The 17,015-nt window shown below is 59.6% G+C and carries 11 protein-coding genes; 1 reads left to right on the top strand and 10 read right to left on the bottom strand.

The window, feature by feature from the left end; all coding sequences use genetic code 11:
• Window positions 1-184: 184 nt before the first annotated feature.
• The 10 genes from JNN07_12355 to JNN07_12310 all read right to left on the bottom strand — a co-directional run bounded on the left by JNN07_12355 (window position 185) and on the right by JNN07_12310 (window position 14,300).
• Complete coding sequence (locus tag JNN07_12355) at window positions 185-586, bottom strand: hypothetical protein (GenBank protein MBL9168526.1); 402 nt, start codon at window positions 584-586, stop codon at window positions 185-187.
• 206 nt (window positions 587-792) lie between these two features.
• A complete protein-coding gene (locus JNN07_12350; GenBank protein MBL9168525.1) occupies window positions 793-1,116 on the bottom strand; it encodes a hypothetical protein in 324 nt (107 codons plus the stop codon).
• 512 nt (window positions 1,117-1,628) lie between these two features.
• Window positions 1,629-2,228: a hypothetical protein gene (locus tag JNN07_12345; protein MBL9168524.1), complete on the bottom strand. Its 600-nt coding sequence runs from the start codon at window positions 2,226-2,228 to the stop codon at window positions 1,629-1,631.
• A 414-nt stretch (window positions 2,229-2,642) separates the two neighbouring features.
• Window positions 2,643-6,818, bottom strand: a complete 4,176-nt coding sequence (locus tag JNN07_12340) for a hypothetical protein (protein MBL9168523.1) — start codon at window positions 6,816-6,818, stop codon at window positions 2,643-2,645.
• A 167-nt stretch (window positions 6,819-6,985) separates the two neighbouring features.
• Window positions 6,986-10,015, bottom strand: coding sequence for a hypothetical protein (locus JNN07_12335; protein ID MBL9168522.1), 3,030 nt, complete (start codon window positions 10,013-10,015; stop codon window positions 6,986-6,988).
• A 12-nt stretch (window positions 10,016-10,027) separates the two neighbouring features.
• Entirely contained in the window at window positions 10,028-10,663 is a 636-nt protein-coding gene (locus JNN07_12330) for a sigma-70 family RNA polymerase sigma factor (GenBank protein ID MBL9168521.1), read from the bottom strand.
• Between the two features lie 60 nt (window positions 10,664-10,723).
• Window positions 10,724-11,137, bottom strand: coding sequence for a peptide chain release factor-like protein (locus tag JNN07_12325; protein ID MBL9168520.1), 414 nt, complete (start codon window positions 11,135-11,137; stop codon window positions 10,724-10,726).
• A gap of 567 nt (window positions 11,138-11,704) precedes the next feature.
• Entirely contained in the window at window positions 11,705-13,276 is a 1,572-nt protein-coding gene (locus tag JNN07_12320) for a hypothetical protein (GenBank protein MBL9168519.1), read from the bottom strand.
• 89 nt (window positions 13,277-13,365) lie between these two features.
• Window positions 13,366-13,794, bottom strand: coding sequence for a hypothetical protein (locus JNN07_12315; protein ID MBL9168518.1), 429 nt, complete (start codon window positions 13,792-13,794; stop codon window positions 13,366-13,368).
• Entirely contained in the window at window positions 13,791-14,300 is a 510-nt protein-coding gene (locus tag JNN07_12310) for an RNA polymerase sigma factor (GenBank protein MBL9168517.1), read from the bottom strand. Before JNN07_12310 ends, JNN07_12315 begins: the two co-directional genes overlap by 4 nt.
• A gap of 162 nt (window positions 14,301-14,462) precedes the next feature.
• Here JNN07_12310 and JNN07_12305 point away from each other — a divergent pair, with 162 nt between their 5' ends.
• The gene (locus tag JNN07_12305) at window positions 14,463-16,730 is read left to right on the top strand and encodes a response regulator (protein MBL9168516.1); all 2,268 of its coding nucleotides are present in this window, start codon (window positions 14,463-14,465) and stop codon (window positions 16,728-16,730) included.
• The last annotated feature ends 285 nt before the right edge of the window (window positions 16,731-17,015 follow it).

Below are 17,015 nucleotides of genomic sequence, written 5' to 3'. Positions count from 1 at the left end.
CATGCGGTTGCGCAGCAGGTTTTTGCGAAAACCGAGGCGTGAGGAGCGAGCGTATTGAGCGAAATACGTAAGCGACGAACAACGAAGGATTTCGCAAAAAAATCAAGCAAACGCGTGCTGAACGACTGCATGGATTGGGCTTCAGGCATAGCGTCCTTCGCAGTTTGAAACTCGGGCCCTTTCCTTAGCGCGCCGATTCGCTCCAAATCACATCTCGGATCTCAGGATCCGACGCAAGAATCTCCCGCAACGCCTCAGTCAGCCGAGTCAGCGGTTCGGTCGCATCGATTTTCTTGAAGAAGAATTTGGTGACCACCGGGGTAGCGGGATCGGTGAAGCAGATGAACTGGTCATCTTCCCCATCCTGATGCCCACAACAAACCGCCAACCGAAACCCGTCATTCCGAATGGGAATGTACCAGCCCCAATCCTCGGCCACCATCGGCTCGGTTACAAACCCCCGATCCGAAAGCTTGGCGACCAGATACTCTGCCAACCGTTTGCCCCAGAGCCCGGGGTTAATTTGCTCTTCCTCGCCCTCATAAGGCGGGAACTTGGAAGATCGAAACTCAGCGTGTGTTTTCATCTGTGTTTTTCCGATGGAGCGCCATCTCCATAGCTAAAGAACCATCAACCGCTTCTCGACCTGGAGTGCGGTAGACCTCTACCGCTTTGGTCTCTTCGACGGAGTCGAACTCCCCGCAATCGACCCCGCAGGAGAACCTAAAACCTCACTCATCAGGGCCAACTCCTCGAAGGCTGGCGGCGATGCGGTCAAGGAACCGTTGGGCGTCATGTTTGAAAATACTCATAGGCGAGCGCCTCAATCGCTCCGCCCCCACTAGAAATCTCCGAACCGTCCTCCGCCTGAATCTTGAAACCCTGCTGCAGCGCATCGCCAATGCGAGCGCATCCATCCAGGCCAAGCAGAATAGTATAAAAAGTATCGGTCAGTGCCTGGTCGAGGACTTCCCGCATCGTGTCAGACTGTTCCGTATTCAGCCCCATGGAGCGAATATGTGCGCTGACAGCCGTCTCGGTGGACCCCGAAATGTAACTCTTCAACAATCGGTCCTTCTCGACCTTGAAACCGCGAACAAACTCTTCGGTAGTCATATATAGGTGCGAAGTGGTCAAGTGCCTCCCGGGGAGGCACCGCGACCTGTTAGGTTACAATCGGCGAATCTCAAAAAGTTTGAAATGCTTACGACGGGCTGGTCGATTCCTGCAGACGGAATCGACGGAAGAAACTCAGGGCTGTTGGATGGAGTGGCTTAGGATGCGTTGTAAAAGTGCTCACCACCCGCGTCCTCCAGAAATGACCAATTGAACCTTGCCGTGCTGATCGAGAAACTGATGACTTGCCCCGAAGTAGCTGCCGTCACTGAATGACTCAAGCAACCCTTCGATGTTGTGCCAAGCTAGCGCTGTCTGTCGGCAACGGAAGACTGGCGGCTTGGGATCGGGCTGCACACCGAAATCCCATCTTGGAGGAACCCCGCGATTCCATCGCGTTCTGCTGTCATCCGGGAGAGCAACCTGGTGCAAATCGCGGCGCACCCAATTGCTCGGTTTCAATCGGCCCGCGAATGTCGACCTCCGCCGAGGGAGCTCTGGAACTGACGCTCTCAAGGTGATGACTGCGTAGCAGTTGACCGTTCATTGGGAGAGATCCCGGTGGTCGTCCCCGTTTCTGTTCGGCGCTCGAGCTCGGGGATATATTTGGACTCTTCCGTGAACCAACTCTCTACCGCTACGACCGTCGTCGGCTCTTTAGGAACGCCTAAGGCCAACATCGAAAAAGTGCGAGAAGTGCTCGGATCGAGTGCGCCTCGCAAGATTCGGTCGCTGATACCGATAAGACCATAGGCATGAATCCTGACGACAACGCTGGCGAACTCTTCCGAATTGACCACACCCATGATGTGTCTCCCGGGGCCAATGGCACATCGAACTCCATGCCCGCCGCCGGCACTAAAAAGCCAATGATGCGGGTGTGGCTGAATGATACCGTTGGCAGACAGAGTGTGTGCCAAAACCGAATTGGACTGAGCTGAGTGGCTGAGAAGCGTAAAGTCGCTGAACGGCAGCATCCACTCTGTAGTGTGCCGTACTTCGCCGCATCTGTCACAGACCGAAGAATACCTGAAAGGGTATGCAATGACGCCCCAGGCGGCGAGTGCAGCGACGATGGAGGCCAGGCCGATAATGATGCGTTTCTGTTTCACAATCGCAGACGGAAATTACCGATCACTTACGTGGCATAACGATATGTGTCGGGTAAGCTCGCTCATGTTTTGAGTTTACTCAAGCGCCTGCCTATCCGGGGTAATGCCTTGCCTCGAGTTCCAATTCCTTGCGGAAGAATAAGCTAGGAAGGGAAAAAGTCGAGGCGGAAATGGCCGTTCAAGCGCATCAGGCAACACACTCAAATAGGACCCAAGGCAAGGAGGATGGGGCGTCATCGATGTCCAAATGTCCTCTTCGGAGTTGATCTCTCGATAATAGCAGAGCCTCGAGCTTTCGTGGGCTCGACGGAGTCTCTCCCTGCCGTCGCGTGTCGACTCAAGGTCCAATCTAGCATGAGAAAGGGGCACCCCCCGGAGGTGAGGCGCCCCTGTTTGGTTTTCTAGGGATGGGGACTATGGACTGACGCGCAGCCGAAAGAATCCGGCGTTCGCGCTGGCGGGACGCGTGAACTGAAGCGTGGAGCCGTCACCGTTCCGCGCCTCCAGCAGGGTCCAATCGGGACTCGTCAGGCGCGGGCTTTGCTCGATGAGATAGGTCTTGCCCACCTCGGACACGAAGCTGAACCCCACTTGCCCGGGCGGGGTCGCGACCGGGACAAGCCGCAGCGGTCCGGTGATCCGATAGCGCGCCTCAACCTGGGTGTTGCCAGCCAGGAAAACCGCCAGGGCGGGAAACGGGGTGGTTTGCGCTTCGTTGTTCACCAACCACCGATCAAACACGTACTGACCGTAGCTGCTCGGGGCCTGGAGAGTGATCAGTGTAAAGGATGGGAACACACGGTTGAAATCGCCCAAGCCATCCTGAAGGCTGTTGATGTCGGCCTGACTCACCGCGATGACCGGCTTAAGATCATCGTTCACGCGAACGCTTAGCTCACGCAGGTTGCCGGTCGTGGGCGAGAAGTCGTACTGAATCTCGAACAACAAATCGTCGATGACAAAATCGGTCCCATTGGACGAGGAAACATCCTTCGTGAGGAGAATTTCCGCGTGGGCTGCCGGCTGAGTGTAGAACACCAAGTTCGTGAAGGGCACCGGCTGTTGTTGAAGCAGCACGCTGATGAGCGACTGCTGTGCGGCAGACGGCGTGCTGTTCACGGTCTGGCCAGTGTTCGCGTCAAAAATCGCGTTCCACACAATCGGGTTCACCGACTCAGTCTGGTAGTGTCGGAACAGGAAGGTTCGTCCGCCGGAAGTCAACCGCGACTCCCCTCGATGCTCATAGTTCACTCGCACCAGCGCCAACGAACCCACCGGGCCGTCTGGATGAGTCGCGAGGGTGCGCGTGCGCAGGTCGGCAATCCTGACGTTCTCGTCGCCCGGATTGATCAAGCCGAGATCCTTGAGGTTCAACACGAGCCTGCCCTGCTCGTTGAGCTGGCGACGCTGGTCAGCATTCAGTCGGTAGCTCTTGGGAAACGACCGCGAGGGAGCGTTCACATTGTCCAGCGACTGCGCCACCAACTCTCGCAGCTCGTTCACAAAGATCCCCTTGAGCCGATCAAACTCGTCCGCCGTGAGCAGGTGCGGGCTGTTGGCTTCGATCAGCTGCTGGAAGCGGGTGAAGAGACGCGTGAGCTGGAGGTTTCCGTTGAACGGCTGCAGCCTCCGGTACTGAAACGCCTTGGCCAGGAAGTACTGGTATTGCACCAGTCTGTCCTTGGCGCGGCGCTCCATCTCCTTGATGTGCATCAGAGCTCCGTGATCCAGCACATTGATCTGCGCTGCGATCCGATCCTCGAACTCGTGGGTGGCTACCAGATTTTCGGCCAACCCGGCGCTGAACGACCCAATGACCTGCAAGGCCGACGCCAGCTCCTGGGCAAAACGTTCCTTGTCCGCATTCAGTGTCGCCACTTCCAACGTCAGCGCAATCAGATGGGTGTCGGCCGCCTTGAGCTTTTCGAGTTCGGCCGCGAGTTCATCATCCCCCACCTGCGCCTCCTTGAACACTCCGGCGAGTTCCTTGAGTTCTCCGCCGAGGAACTTGGCGCACGTGGTCAGCTGCTTCAACCGATCCTGCCGCGCCTTCTTGACGGCGTTCGTACCGCTGGGGGTGTTGGTCATGCCCGGCACGTTCGTGACGGTGACCGGCGGGGCGTTCGAACCAAAACAGACAGATATATTCTTATTGGTCATCACACCAAAGGCCTGTGGCGCGAGGGCTTTGGCGCTCTGCAGCGGATGGTCGGGATCGACCTGCGCGAGCAAACCGAGCCCGGCCCCGATGCGCCCGATGGTCGGCTGTCCAACGGGAATGAGGTCAGCCACGACGGACAAGACCCCCAAGCTCTTTTTCCAGAAAGGCAGCTTATGGCGTTCGGTTACATTATCACGCGCACGTTGCTCCAGCTCGGCGAGCTTGGCGGCAATCCGTCCGTTGAGCATGCCAATTCGAAAGCTCATCGTCTCCGCCTCGGTTTTAAGCCGAGGGATGATGGTCTGGGCGGCGTTGAAGGCCGATTCCAAGCGTTCCCGCTCGGATTCCAAGCCATCCTTGGCCTCCTCCGTCGCCTCCAGGGAGGCTTGAATATTGGTGGCTGCGTGGTTCAGCCAATAGGAGAGGTATAGAATGGGAATCGAATGCTGGATCTCGCTCTGGAAGGCGAGCAGGTTTGCCTCGAATGATAGCATGGGCACCCAGCCGGCTGGGTTGCCGAAATAATCCAGGTTGGAGTCGATGCGATGAATGAGATTCTCGATCTCCGCCAGCAGTTGATCGAGGTTTACTTTCTCCGAGAACGCAGTGTCGGAAATCTCCTGTTCCGGTGGAATCTCCCGCTGGTGGGCGCGAATCAGCTGTTGATACTCGCCGAGCATCCGCCGCGTTTCGGCCGTTCGCCCGTTCAGGTAGGCATCCTTTGCATAGTGCAGCACGCTCCTCACGGTGAAGGAATGAAGCCAGGCGCCGGCATTGGTCTCAGTCTGCACGCTGCCGGCCGCACCAGGAAAACTCAGCGGCGCGGCGTAGCTTCGGCCCACCGACTTGGGGGCGGCGGTATCCGAGATCGAGACGATCTCTTCACCAAAACGATCATATCGCGTGTTAGTGACCCGATAAAGAAACGCCCGCGCGGAAAGCGTGCCGCCGACGTGATCCCCCCCGCGGGCTCCACCCTGACCCCCGGGTGCTTCCAGAGATGATAAAGAGGCGATGGTGGTGCGCAAATGGCCGCCAGATCCACCCTGGCCTGGGCTCCCAGAGGGAACGGCGTGCTCGCCAAACGCGGTGACTTTCTCACCGCAAACGCTGACCACCCGATTGCTTAATCGTTCCTCGAGCCACAGCATCACGGAGCTTCCGTTCCCGGCCGATCCGCAGATGGGATTATTCGCCCTGGACATGAGCTTATACCAATCGGCCGATAAGAAGTTCACCGTCAGCTCGGAACGTCCGTCCCGCCCCTCTCCCGCCGGACCGCCATTGCCGCCGCGCAGGAAGAATCGGGTGAGGGACGTGGGATCCGAGAGGCGTTCCACGAGCAGGTTGACGCTCCCGCCGGCGTGGCCAGGATCGCCGCTGTGACCGCCGAACATATCGTCCTCCCATACCGCCCCGGCGGGAACGCGCGCCCGCGCGCGCGGGGTAGTGTCGATGCGCCCATCATTCTCGAACCGGATCTCCCGCGCGTGAATGGTGATTTCCGTCTGGGGCAGGGTCAGCGGGCTCCCGATGATCACCTTATCGGCATACAGGCGCAGTTCTCGGATGTTCTCACGCGCATTAAACTGTCGGAGTAGCTGCGCGCGATGCTCGTTGGCGAAGACGAGCGTCGGGCCCGAGATGCTGACGACAAAGGTTTCCTGCATCGCGTCGTTGAAAGTTTCCGGGGCATTCGGCACCTCGCTGATTTGGATGTAGTCTCGGCTCTCGGCATCCGGCATCGGGCGATCGTATTCGATGACCGACGCCTCAGCCCCCAGGCTTCTGACAGGCGTGATCTCAAAGGAACCTTCGACTCCCTGCGCGGTGCGCAGGGTAACCGTGAACGGCAAGCGATCGGCGGCTACCGGGGCATAACGGAAGCGCCCGCTCGCGCTCTCGAAGGCGATCTGACCCGCGGGCGGTGGCGTGGCCGTCATCTGCAACTCCGCACCCGAACCTGGGCTCTGAGGATCATCGGCATCCTCCGTATGCACCAGCAACTCAACCGCTTTGCCAACCTGCACGCGCTGCTCCGGCACCGACCGAAAATAGAATCGAGGCACCGGACGATAGCGCGCCACCATCGTGGCCAGTTTTCCGCCAATCACCAGCACCTCCTGATCGTCGGGTTTGAGCCAGCCTTCCGCTACACCGAACTGCACGAGATGCGTTCCGGCACTCAAACCGGTCGCCGTCTCAGCCGAGGAGCGAGGCGACCCACCATCCAGTGCCCATTGGGCTCCTCCTTCGACGGCCTCAGCCGGTTCGAGGACCACCGAGAGGTTTCCGGGGATCGACAGGTTCGCAGAGGATGTTTGAGCGAGTGTGCGCCACACGCCGAGATCCAGGCCCTGCCCCAGAAGGACGAAGGCCACGATTAAGGTTTTGATCCAGCGCCAATGAACCACAGATGCGTTTTTCACGACCTGAATAAGCCGGCCCAGTCAGAATCCTTTCAGAAATGTCGAAATGGTTTCATTCGAGCAGCAAACTACAGTCCGGAGTGTAGGAGCCGACGTGAGAAGGCTTTGGCGAACGGTCGAAGTGCTCTAGGGCGTCGAGAGCGATAGGCGGCCCCGAGGGCTGCGCTCTACCACCCAAGCCCGAGCTCCGCGAGTTCGCTGCGCAACACCTGCAAATCCCAGATCTGAATGCGTCGGCCGTCCACACTCACAGCGAGCCTGCCGCCGTCCTCCGTCTGCGCGAGCGGATACAAACCTTTCGGCAGGGGAAGCAAGGACCTGAGATCATCGGCGGCGTGAAGACCGGCAATTCGCGAACTCCGTGCCATCCACAACGCGCGGCCGTCCGGCTGGTACAAGACACCTGCCACGGGTAGGCCAATAAAACCGGTCGCAAGTCGCACCCGGTTCCAGCTTTGAGTGTTCCAAAACTCAACTTGGCCAGTGGAGGCAACGGCCAGCTGGTCGCAGCCCGGTGAGAAGCTGAATCCCGAAATCCTCGCGAGATTCGTCAGCCGGGCCACGAGCTGCAGCTCCGGCAGCTGATAGACTGACAGGTGTCGAGTGTAAGCGCCGTAGATCGCCAGCCAGCGGTGGTCCGGCGAAATTCCGTTGATGCCTTGTATGGTCGGTTTCCAGTCCTCCTCTTCCGGGGGCAGCTGAGGTCGCAGCCGAATCTGGGAGCCGCGCGCCGTGGTCCAAGCCACCGCATTGGATCGAACGAACAACGAGCCCAGCCCACTCGGGCGACGGAGAAGGAGGGGTTCAAGGGTGGGGGGGGAGCTGTCATTCGTGGCCGACCGAACCTGCCATTGGAAGCACTTCGCATCTCCACTGTTGCTACCAAACAGCATGCCGTCGTTCCCCCAATACATCCGCGAGTCCGCCCCATCGCTCACGAAAGCACCCGGTCCTTCGTTCCTCAGATCCCAGACTCCTAGGCGCTCCGCGCTGGAGGCGGATAGCCAGCGTCCTTCGGGGGAAAAGGCGGCATTCCTAGTCTGGGGCGCCATTTCCTCGGCCAGCTCGCTGTGCGAACCCGGCCGTTCGAAGGTGCAGATCTGCAGACGCGAGTGGTCCGTGAAGGCGCACGCCTGACCATCTTTTCGAAACTGAGCGATAAACCCATCCACATCGATGGCAAAAGCCCGCTGCTTGCGTTTAATATCCCAGCAGATGAGTTCACGGCCCCAGGCCCCGGTGATCAAGTAGCGTCCCTTCGCTTCGAAGGTGGTGCTGACCGCCTCCGCCTTGTGACGCCCGAGCGCCTGAATCTCCCCGGTGCTGGAGTCCATCAGGTAGATCGTTCCCCCGGTTTCGGACAAGGCCAGCCAACGCCCGCTCGGATGCCAGGCGAATGAGCGAATCTGAGACTTAAAGACACGAGAGCAAATCATCGCACCGCCCGTCGCCTCATGAACCGAGGCACCCCATCCGTCGGTTCGTTGATAAGTGGCGGCCGTTCGAGTGCCATCCGGCGAATAGGCCAATTCCTGCGGGGTGGCATCGAATCGAGCGCGGGCAAGCTCCTTTCCCGTTTCGAGATCCCATGCCACCATCAGACCATCGGGGCCGCCGGCCAGGAACCGCGGTAGGCCGGGATGAAACGCGCGCGCCTTCCATCGAGCGTCGCGGAACAGCACAACCCGCCGCGGCGTTGACGCCAGATCCCACACTTCGATATCGCTGCGATAGCCCGCGGTGTCGTGGTCGCGATTCAACGCGATGTAACGTCCATCCGCGCTCCACAGCGCGCTAAAGCAGATCAGGTTGGTGCTCGCCGGCAGCGTTGCCAGCAGCCGATCTTCCTTGAGCGATCGGATTTCGACGGGCCCGCGCTGACGTCCCAGCGCGATGCGCTCGAAGGTTGCATCCAGCTGGATCAGCGAGGTCTCGCTCGGGAATTTCATTTCCCGGTCGAGCCGCAAGTCCGGAAGCGCGAGCGCCGCCATCGCCTCGCGACGGAGTTCGGCGCTGTTGGAGATCGCGGCGGCCCGTCGAACCGCGTCCAGGGCGCGCACGCGCTGGCCCATCTCCCCGCTGCGAACATTGGCCCGCGCCTGCTCAAGCAGGGCGCTGTATAGCTGGTGACGTGACTCCCGCTCGGCATTCTCTGCCCGCGCCTGCGAATGGCGGGCGTCGTCCAGGAGCTGAGTCTCCCGCGCCTGAGTTTCCTCCAACACTTTGACGCGCCAATGACCCACGAAGGCGAACATCGATGCCAGCACCACGCTGATGCCCGCGGCCCATCCGACGCTGCGCCAACGCGCCACGCGTTCCTCCAAAGCACGCAGGCGGCGCACGCTTTGACCGCTTTGAAGCAGCGCCAGATCGGCCTGCATTTCGTCGGCGCTCTGATATCGACGCGCCTTCGATCCCTCGCAGGATCGGAGCACAACGGCGTGAAACTCGAGCAGCTCTGGGGGTGCGGTCTCCGCGAACCACTCCTTAGGAGCCTTGGGAAAGCGCTCGGGCGGAAATCCGGTCGCGGCTTCGTACAGCGCCATGCCGAGCGCGTAAAGATCAGCCGTGGGCTGACCCGGCCCTTCGGGAGGGATGTAACCCTCCGTTCCAACGAACGTGCGGCCCTCGCTCTCTCGGGAAACCAGCCCGATATCGGCGAGCTTCGCGTGCCCATCCACGAAAATAATATTGCCCGGTTTGACATCGCGGTGCACCAATCCTCTTTGGTGCAGCCGCGCCAGCCCGCCCACTGCATCCAATGCCACACGGAGGCAATCGGCGATGGGAAGACGGCCCAGAAGTTTGATGTCGGATCGGAGGGTGCGCGGCGCGTATTCGGCGAGCGGCGTCAGCTCCGCCGAGCCCGCAGCTCCGACCAGCGGCCCGTTGAGATCGGGCATCGGCACGGCCGAGTCCGCCAGCTCCATGACATAATAAAAATACCCCTCGGCGTTGTTGCGTCCCACGTGGAGCACATGTACCAACCCTTCCGCGCTGCGTGAAACGGGCTCATAGCGTTGGATCCCGGCGAACTCACGTTCATAGGGCCGATCGCTCTCAAAGTGCCGACGCCACACAATCTTCACCGCGCGGGGGGCTCCCATGATATTGCGCGCCAGCCACACCTCCCCATAGGCGCCCCGACCGATCGGACGGCGCAGCGTGTGATCAGGAATGACCGGTGGCGCACTCATGAACCTCTGTTCCTATTCCGTTTCCCGCCGCAACCTCAACACTTCCGCCTTGAACAATTTTCCGACGCGGTGACGGGCCAAATACACCTGCATCAGACTGACATCGAGCTTGCGAGCCACCTGCTTCAGCGGCACCTCGCCCAGCGCGGCCATCTCAAAGATCATCAACTGCTGGGCGCTAACCTTGGGACTGATTTGACGCAGGGCGGCCTTGATCAGATTGTCCTCCCACTCGCGCTGCCAGATCTCATCCACTTTGTCGCCAGTCGGGTCCGGGACGGATTCCCACACGGGGGCATCATCCTTTTCCAACCCAAGGTCAGGCAGTGAGGGTTCTTTGAACTCGGCGCGGCGGCGGAACACGGCGATGCGAGACCGCGTCACCCGACACAACCAGGATTTGAATGAACCGCGCGCCGGGTCGTAACGAAATCTCGGCATCCGGCGCGAAAGATAAATGAACGTTGTCTGCACAACATCCTGCGCGGCAGAATCATCCAACCCAGCCTGCCGCGCGACCCGGTAAATGAGACGCCAATAGGTGTCGAAAAACTCCCGCCATCCCTCCTGATCCTGGCAGTCGCGCAGCCGGGATAGCAGGCTCTGCCGCGTCGGCAGGAGTGAATCGGTGCCGGGTTCGCTTAACATAGATACGTTACACTCTACATAAGCGTCTCCCGCCCGACTCCTTTCAGAAAAACGTTCCGATCAATCGATTGGGCGGTTCGCTCGCTGCTTTTTCTTCTGCGACTGATGCGCCTTGTTGGCCAAAATCCGCTGCTTCGCCGCGCGACTGCGACCACGCTTTTGACGTCGCACCTTCTCCCGGGCCGCCTGCGCTTCCGCCCGCTGGCTCCGACGCTCCGCCTCGATCTTGTCCAACAGCATCGTTCGGGCCAGGACGCGATTCATCCCCTGCTGCCGTGTGGTCTGACATTTCACCTGCACGCCACTCGGCCGATGAACCAGCATCACACACGTGGATGTCTTATTGACATTCTGTCCCCCGTGTCCGCCCGAACGGACAAAGGTTTCCTCCAAGTCGGACTCCTGAATTCCCAGGGCCGCCATCCGTTTGGCCAAAGGATCATCCTGGTCGCTACTGACTGAAATCGTGCCCATGGCAGCGACTCTACTCCAGAGGCCCGGTGGAGTGAAGAGTGAAGAGTTGCGGAACCATCCTCCTGATCCGCGTGGGCAACCACTTCCTTTTTCGGCCGTTGCCTCGGTTCCCTTTCCCTCGGTGTGAGAAAAGCGGCGGGCTTCCGAGGGGGCGATTACGATTACGATTACGAAGGAGAGGACAGGGAGAGAGATATTGCCCACGGAACACGCGGAACACACGGATCAAGAACCAGAGTCCTGAAGAGTTGAATCTTTCCGATCCGAGCAATCCGCGAAATCCGAGGTCATCACTGCCGTTTTCAGGTCGGTTTCCTCTTCGTGCCCTTGTGCCCTGGTTTGAGACCATCAGGTTCGGCTGTCCCTTGCCGATCCGTGTGGTTCGTGTGATCCGTCGGCAAATAGGTTCCCTCCTGGCCGGCTGCTGAGGCTTCCCTCTGCGACCACCGCGGCCTCTGTGTGAGAGAAGCGGGGTCTTCCGAGGGAGAGGGGCGATTACGATTACGATTACGATTACGATTACGATTACGACACGACACCCGACACCTTCCCCCCCCCTTGCCCGTCCTACTCCTTGGGATAGCGCCAGACGATGTCGTCGGAAGTGCTGCGGTTAGGATCGGTCTTCGAGGACGGAGGCCACTCGCCACCATCGTCAGCCCCATTCTGGCCAACGGAATAAAGCGTAAAACTCCCGTTCGCCGACCGCTGATACCTCAAGGGCTCGCCGGTGAAAATGTCCTCCGGCAACACCTTGATCCACTCCGGAACCAAGGGTGCCAGGCTCTCCGGATATTGTCCTTTGGCCAAATGATAGCGCTCCAATGCAATAGCTACGACCACCACATCCCGGGTAGCCTGTGCCTCCAACCCCTTCAGCGTGGTTCTTTCGATGGCCGGAGCCAAGAGCCGGACCAAAGAATTGAAAATCGATTTGGGTTCGAGATAGCTGCGCAACACCCCGGACAAGGCTTCCATCTGGATGGGTTGGTATCCCCCACCCGGCTCGCGCAGGGCTTTCAAACGTTGAATCATCTCCAGCAGATACAGATTGTGGGCCGCCTGATTTTTCCGGAGCAGACCCCGCGGAAAAAGCAAAGTGATCGGCCCGGAGATCGGATTACCCTGGAGTCCGCCGTCGCTCATCATGCTGGAGTCCTGCTGCAACGATCGGGGACTTGTCACCCAGCGCTCATACATCCCGTTCATGCTGGCGCGCTCCCCCTGCAACGAGCGCAGTTGATGGCCGAGGATGTCGACCGACTCCATGGCCTTCTGCAATCGCTCCAGCGTCGCGGCATCCCATTGACGGTAAGCGGCCCCTTCCCAAATGGTTTGAGCGATCAACTGGAGCATCGCGTTACGCACCAAGTAGGAAATTAAGATGGGCTCCTGCTCGATGCCCTGCATCAACCGGAAACCTATCTCCAGGTTGTTCCAGGCTTCGACCGGATGCTTCTCGGACAAATGAGCCAGCGAGGAGAGCTGCAGATAGGTCGTGACACGCCTGAGCACAGCCAAGTGCGGCAACAAAATCGTCATTGAGTTCGCGTCATCATAATGGACCGGGAACCGGCACTCAGGACGTTGCAATCCCTCTCGCAGCTGAGCCAGCGAGGAGGCATCACGGCTGAGCGCCATCAAAACATCCTGCCCCGGCGTCCCGGGCTGGGCCGGACGAGGGAAGTCCGAATTGGCGGCATAGTAGTCCTGCCAAGCCACCAGATCGGTCAGCTCGCCGGATCGCCATTTCGCGGCCCGGGGCGGTTTGGTGGACTGCTCTTTCGAGGAGATGATCAAAACTCCCGACAACAGCCGTTTCTGTGAATCAGGCTCAGCCCAGTCAATGCTCCCGTTGGGCAGGGTCCGATAGTCCAGCATCGGGGACAACAAAGGGATCATGGCCAAATTTCGCTCCGGCGGAGGGAACGGTGGCAGCATATCCTTCAAGTTCACCGCCTCGCCCTGCTCCACCAAACGCGAGCGGACCTGCTTCCACTCTCGCTCTCCCGTCCAATTCAGCCATGCTACCGCCAAGACCAGCAACGTGACCAAGGCCACGCCGGCAAAGAACAATCTTCGCAACCAGCGGAGCCATCCGCTGCGCACAGGAACCGTCGAATCAGAGGAGGAATTCATAGCTTCGGAGTTAAGGAATCAGATCAAAACGACCATCATCATAGGTTGGTTCGAGGCGTCGGATTGGAATCAAGCCGAGCTTCACGTTGCTAACAGACTCGGGTTTGCCCGGAACGCGCACTGCGCGGCCGGAGAGCGGGAACCGGGGAGGGAGTGCTCCCGGGACTGGAAATCTCCTCGCTCAACAGTTGCTGACGCAAGCGCTGCTGCTCCAACCACGCCAGGCGGAGAACCGGAGAGGAGGAAGCCAGCGTCACTCGTCCCGGCCGATCAACGGTCGGCAGCGACAGGTAGTTTAAACCGAAAATGAGAATCCACACGCCCCCCAACCCCATGGCCACCCGGGGCGAAGGACAGAATAGAAACCGCAATGTGTCCCAAAGGCCCGCCTGAGGACGAGGGGTCGCCGGCGACCGTGCGGCCTCAGCCGTGGCCAGAATAGAGTCGCGCCAGTGGCTCGGCACGGGTTTCAGGGACTGCTCAGCGAGGAGTCGTTCGAATGGGTCGTCAGTCTTCATCGGATCTCGTCATAGAGGGGACGCAGGTGGACTCGAAGCTTGTCTAGCCCGTAGCGATAGCGACTCGCAGCGGTGTTCAGAGGTATTTCCAACACCTCGGCGATCCGATCGAAGGTCAGCCCCTCCCAGAGCTTCAAATGCACCACAGCTCGTTGATCCGGAGGAAGTTCAGCCAGGGCAACGCCGAGGGCCGACTGGAAGGCACGCCGATCGGGATCGGGAGCGGGCGCGAAGAGCTCGACCGCATCAGCACCGGACTCCGCATGATAACGGTCGCGGGTTTGACGCCGGCGGCCCTGATCGATGGCCAGGTTGTGGGCCAGCCTCAACAGGAACGCTCGCGGATCCCGCACTCCGTCCATCAGCCCAGGAGTCCGCACCAGTTTGATAAACACTTCTTGCAGAACGTCCCGGGCATCCGCGTCGTGTCGGGTGAAGTTCACGAGAAAGCCAAAAAGCGCCGAGGCGTGCTCGTCGTAGAGATCGGCAAGATTCGGCGTTGGCATGTCTGAGACTAGAGACGCAGGCGGCAGTTGAGTTTGTCTGATTTGGACCACAAAGGCAGCTTGCAGTCACCCGAAATTCACCTAGGATCGCTCCACCAGGCCATGATGGCCCAGCGGCGCGGAAGTCATTGGTGTTGTGTCTCACTAGCCCCTACCAAGCTTATGCATCAAAGGATTGATCGAATCCTCATCGTTGAGGATGTGGAACTGGATGCCGAGTTAATCGAAACGGAACTGCACCGCGCCAAAATCCCCTTTGAGTCGCGCCGTGCCGAAAACCGGGCGCAGTTCATCCATGAGATCCACGCCTTCCAGCCGGACCTCATCCTGTCGGACTACACTCTTCCTCAATTCAATGTCCTCAACGCGCTCGAACTCTTGCAAAGCGAGCACAAGGACATCCCGCTCATTCTCGTCACCGGACATCACTCGGAAGAGATCGCGGTCGAGTGCATGAAGCGCGGCGCTCAGGATTACATTCTCAAGGCCAGCCTGAGGCGCCTGCCCATGGCGGTGCTCAACGCGCTGGAGAAGCGCCGGTTTGAAGCGGAGAAGGCCAATGCGGAACTCGCGTTCCGGCGTCGTGAGGAACAGTATCGACTCATCACCGAGAACACTCGCGACCTGATCGCGCTGATGGATCTCGACTACCATTTTCTCTATGTAAGCCCGTCCCACCAACGGGTCTTGGGACAAGATCCGGAGGCGATGCTGGCCAAGAGCTACGAGGAATGGGTGCATCCCAGCGATGTCAAGGCGCTCCGGCGCACTTTCGAAGAAGCCTTGTTTTTCCGAGAGGGCTGCAATGTCGAAATCCGCTGGCGGATGCAGAACAACAAGTGGCAGAGCTTTGAGACGACCGGGAATTGGATCTTCGACGAGCGCGGACAGCCTCAACGGGCACTGCTGGTCTCGCGCGATATCAGCGAACGCAAACGGGCCGAAATCGAGATCGAACGGCTAGCCGCTTTCCCGCGCTACAACCCGCATCCGGTGTGGGCCTTTGCGGCGGATGGCAATCTGATCTATTTCAACGATGCGGTGGTGGCTCTGACCCGTGCCCTGGGAAAAACCCATCCGCGCGAGGTGCTGCCGCTCAACATCACGACCATCGTTAAAATGTGCCTGTCCACCGGACAGAGCAAGATCCGGATGGACACCACCATGGGACGTCGGACGCTGAGCTGGTCGTTCGCCCCCATTGTCCCGCATCAGGTCGTCTATTCCTGGTCGGAGGACGTCACTGACCGACTCAATCTGGAGAATCAGCTGCGACAGTCCTCGAAGATGGAGTCGGTTGGACAACTGGCCGCCGGCATCGCCCACGATTTCAACAACATCCTGACCATCATTCAGGGCCACGCCCAGCTGCTCTTGAGCACGGCCAAGCTGGAGAATCGCGCCAACGACTCGGTCAAGCAGATCTCCCTGGCCGCAGATCGCGCAGCGAATCTCACGCGCCAGCTCCTGATGTTCAGCCGCAAACAGGCGATGCAGCCTCAGCTGATGAACCTCAACGAGGTGGTCCAGAACATCACGAAGATGCTCCGCAGCCTGGTCGGGGATCAGGTGGCCCTGCAGTTTGATCGGGCGCGTCAGCTGCCGATCATCAACGCCGATCCCGGAATGATGGAGCAGATCCTCGTTAACCTGGCGGCCAACGCGCGCGATGCCATGCCCCGCGGCGGATCCATCACGATCACTACCAAGAGCGTGGATATCGATGCGAGTTATGTGACCCGCCATCCTGAGGCGCATCCCGGCACGTATGTCTGCCTGTCCGTGACCGACACCGGGTGCGGCATGACTCCGGAAACGCTCAGCCACATTTTCGAACCCTTCTTCACCACCAAGGAGGTCGGCAAGGGTACTGGTTTAGGCCTGGCGACCGTGTATGGCATTGTGAAGCAGCACGAAGGATGGGTGGAGGTGAGCAGCGATCTCGATGTGGGAACCACGTTCCGGCTCTATCTACCAATCTGCGCCCAGGCGACCAGCGCTAGCGAAACGATGATGGAGCCAAGCCAGGCTCTGGGCGGAGAAGAGACCATTCTCGTGGTGGAGGACGAAGGCTCGCTGCGGGACTTGGTGAAGGAGATTTTACAGAGCTATGGGTATCGGGTCTTGGAAGCGTCGTCGGGAACCGAGGCACTGCAGGTGTGGGATCAACACAAGGACGAGGTGGACTTATTGTTCACCGACATGATGATGCCCGAGGGAGTTTCGGGCCGCGAACTGGCGCAGCGGTTGAGCGCCGACAAACCGACGCTGCGCGTGATCTTCACCAGCGGATACAGCGTCGATGTGGTGGCGACCGATTTCAATTTCCGCGAGGGAGTCAATTTCCTGCAAAAGCCCTATCTGCCGGAGACGCTGGCGCAAACCATCCGGAATTGCCTCGACCACAAGGAAAAGTTGTCGGCGTTTTGATCTATCGTCATCCTTTCCCTCCCCTCACACCCCCTGGGCCGACATGGCCCACACTACAACTGAGTTCCCACTTCAGTGGGGGCAGCGCGCGTTCAGCGGCTGGCACAGGAACTCGCAACGCGTAAACGTAAGCCAACCGAGCTGTCCAAAATCCGAATTGTTGCCCACGGAACACACTGACCACACGGATGGAACCAAGACCACTGACAGCCCATCCAAACTAGGAATACCTCACCAAAATCCGGTTCCCCTCCGTCTAATCCGTGTAATCCGTGGGCACAAAAT

The organism is Verrucomicrobiales bacterium (assembly GCA_016793885.1).
In the GTDB taxonomy this organism is placed as follows: Bacteria; Verrucomicrobiota; Verrucomicrobiia; order Limisphaerales; family UBA11320; genus UBA11320.
Note: the sequence above shows the minus strand (reverse complement) of the source record. Positions and strands in the feature narration are given on the sequence as shown.

Coding starts and splice junctions, on each gene's coding strand:
- JNN07_12305 (MBL9168516.1), top strand. CDS start 14,463: ATGCATCAAAGGATTGATCGAATCCTCATCGTTGAGGATGTGGAACTG.
- JNN07_12310 (MBL9168517.1), bottom strand. CDS start 14,300: ATGCCAACGCCGAATCTTGCCGATCTCTACGACGAGCACGCCTCGGCG.
- JNN07_12330 (MBL9168521.1), bottom strand. CDS start 10,663: ATGTTAAGCGAACCCGGCACCGATTCACTCCTGCCGACGCGGCAGAGC.
- JNN07_12335 (MBL9168522.1), bottom strand. CDS start 10,015: ATGAGTGCGCCACCGGTCATTCCTGATCACACGCTGCGCCGTCCGATC.
- JNN07_12350 (MBL9168525.1), bottom strand. CDS start 1,116: ATGACTACCGAAGAGTTTGTTCGCGGTTTCAAGGTCGAGAAGGACCGA.
- JNN07_12325 (MBL9168520.1), bottom strand. CDS start 11,137: ATGGGCACGATTTCAGTCAGTAGCGACCAGGATGATCCTTTGGCCAAA.
- JNN07_12315 (MBL9168518.1), bottom strand. CDS start 13,794: ATGAAGACTGACGACCCATTCGAACGACTCCTCGCTGAGCAGTCCCTG.
- JNN07_12355 (MBL9168526.1), bottom strand. CDS start 586: ATGAAAACACACGCTGAGTTTCGATCTTCCAAGTTCCCGCCTTATGAG.
- JNN07_12320 (MBL9168519.1), bottom strand. CDS start 13,276: ATGAATTCCTCCTCTGATTCGACGGTTCCTGTGCGCAGCGGATGGCTC.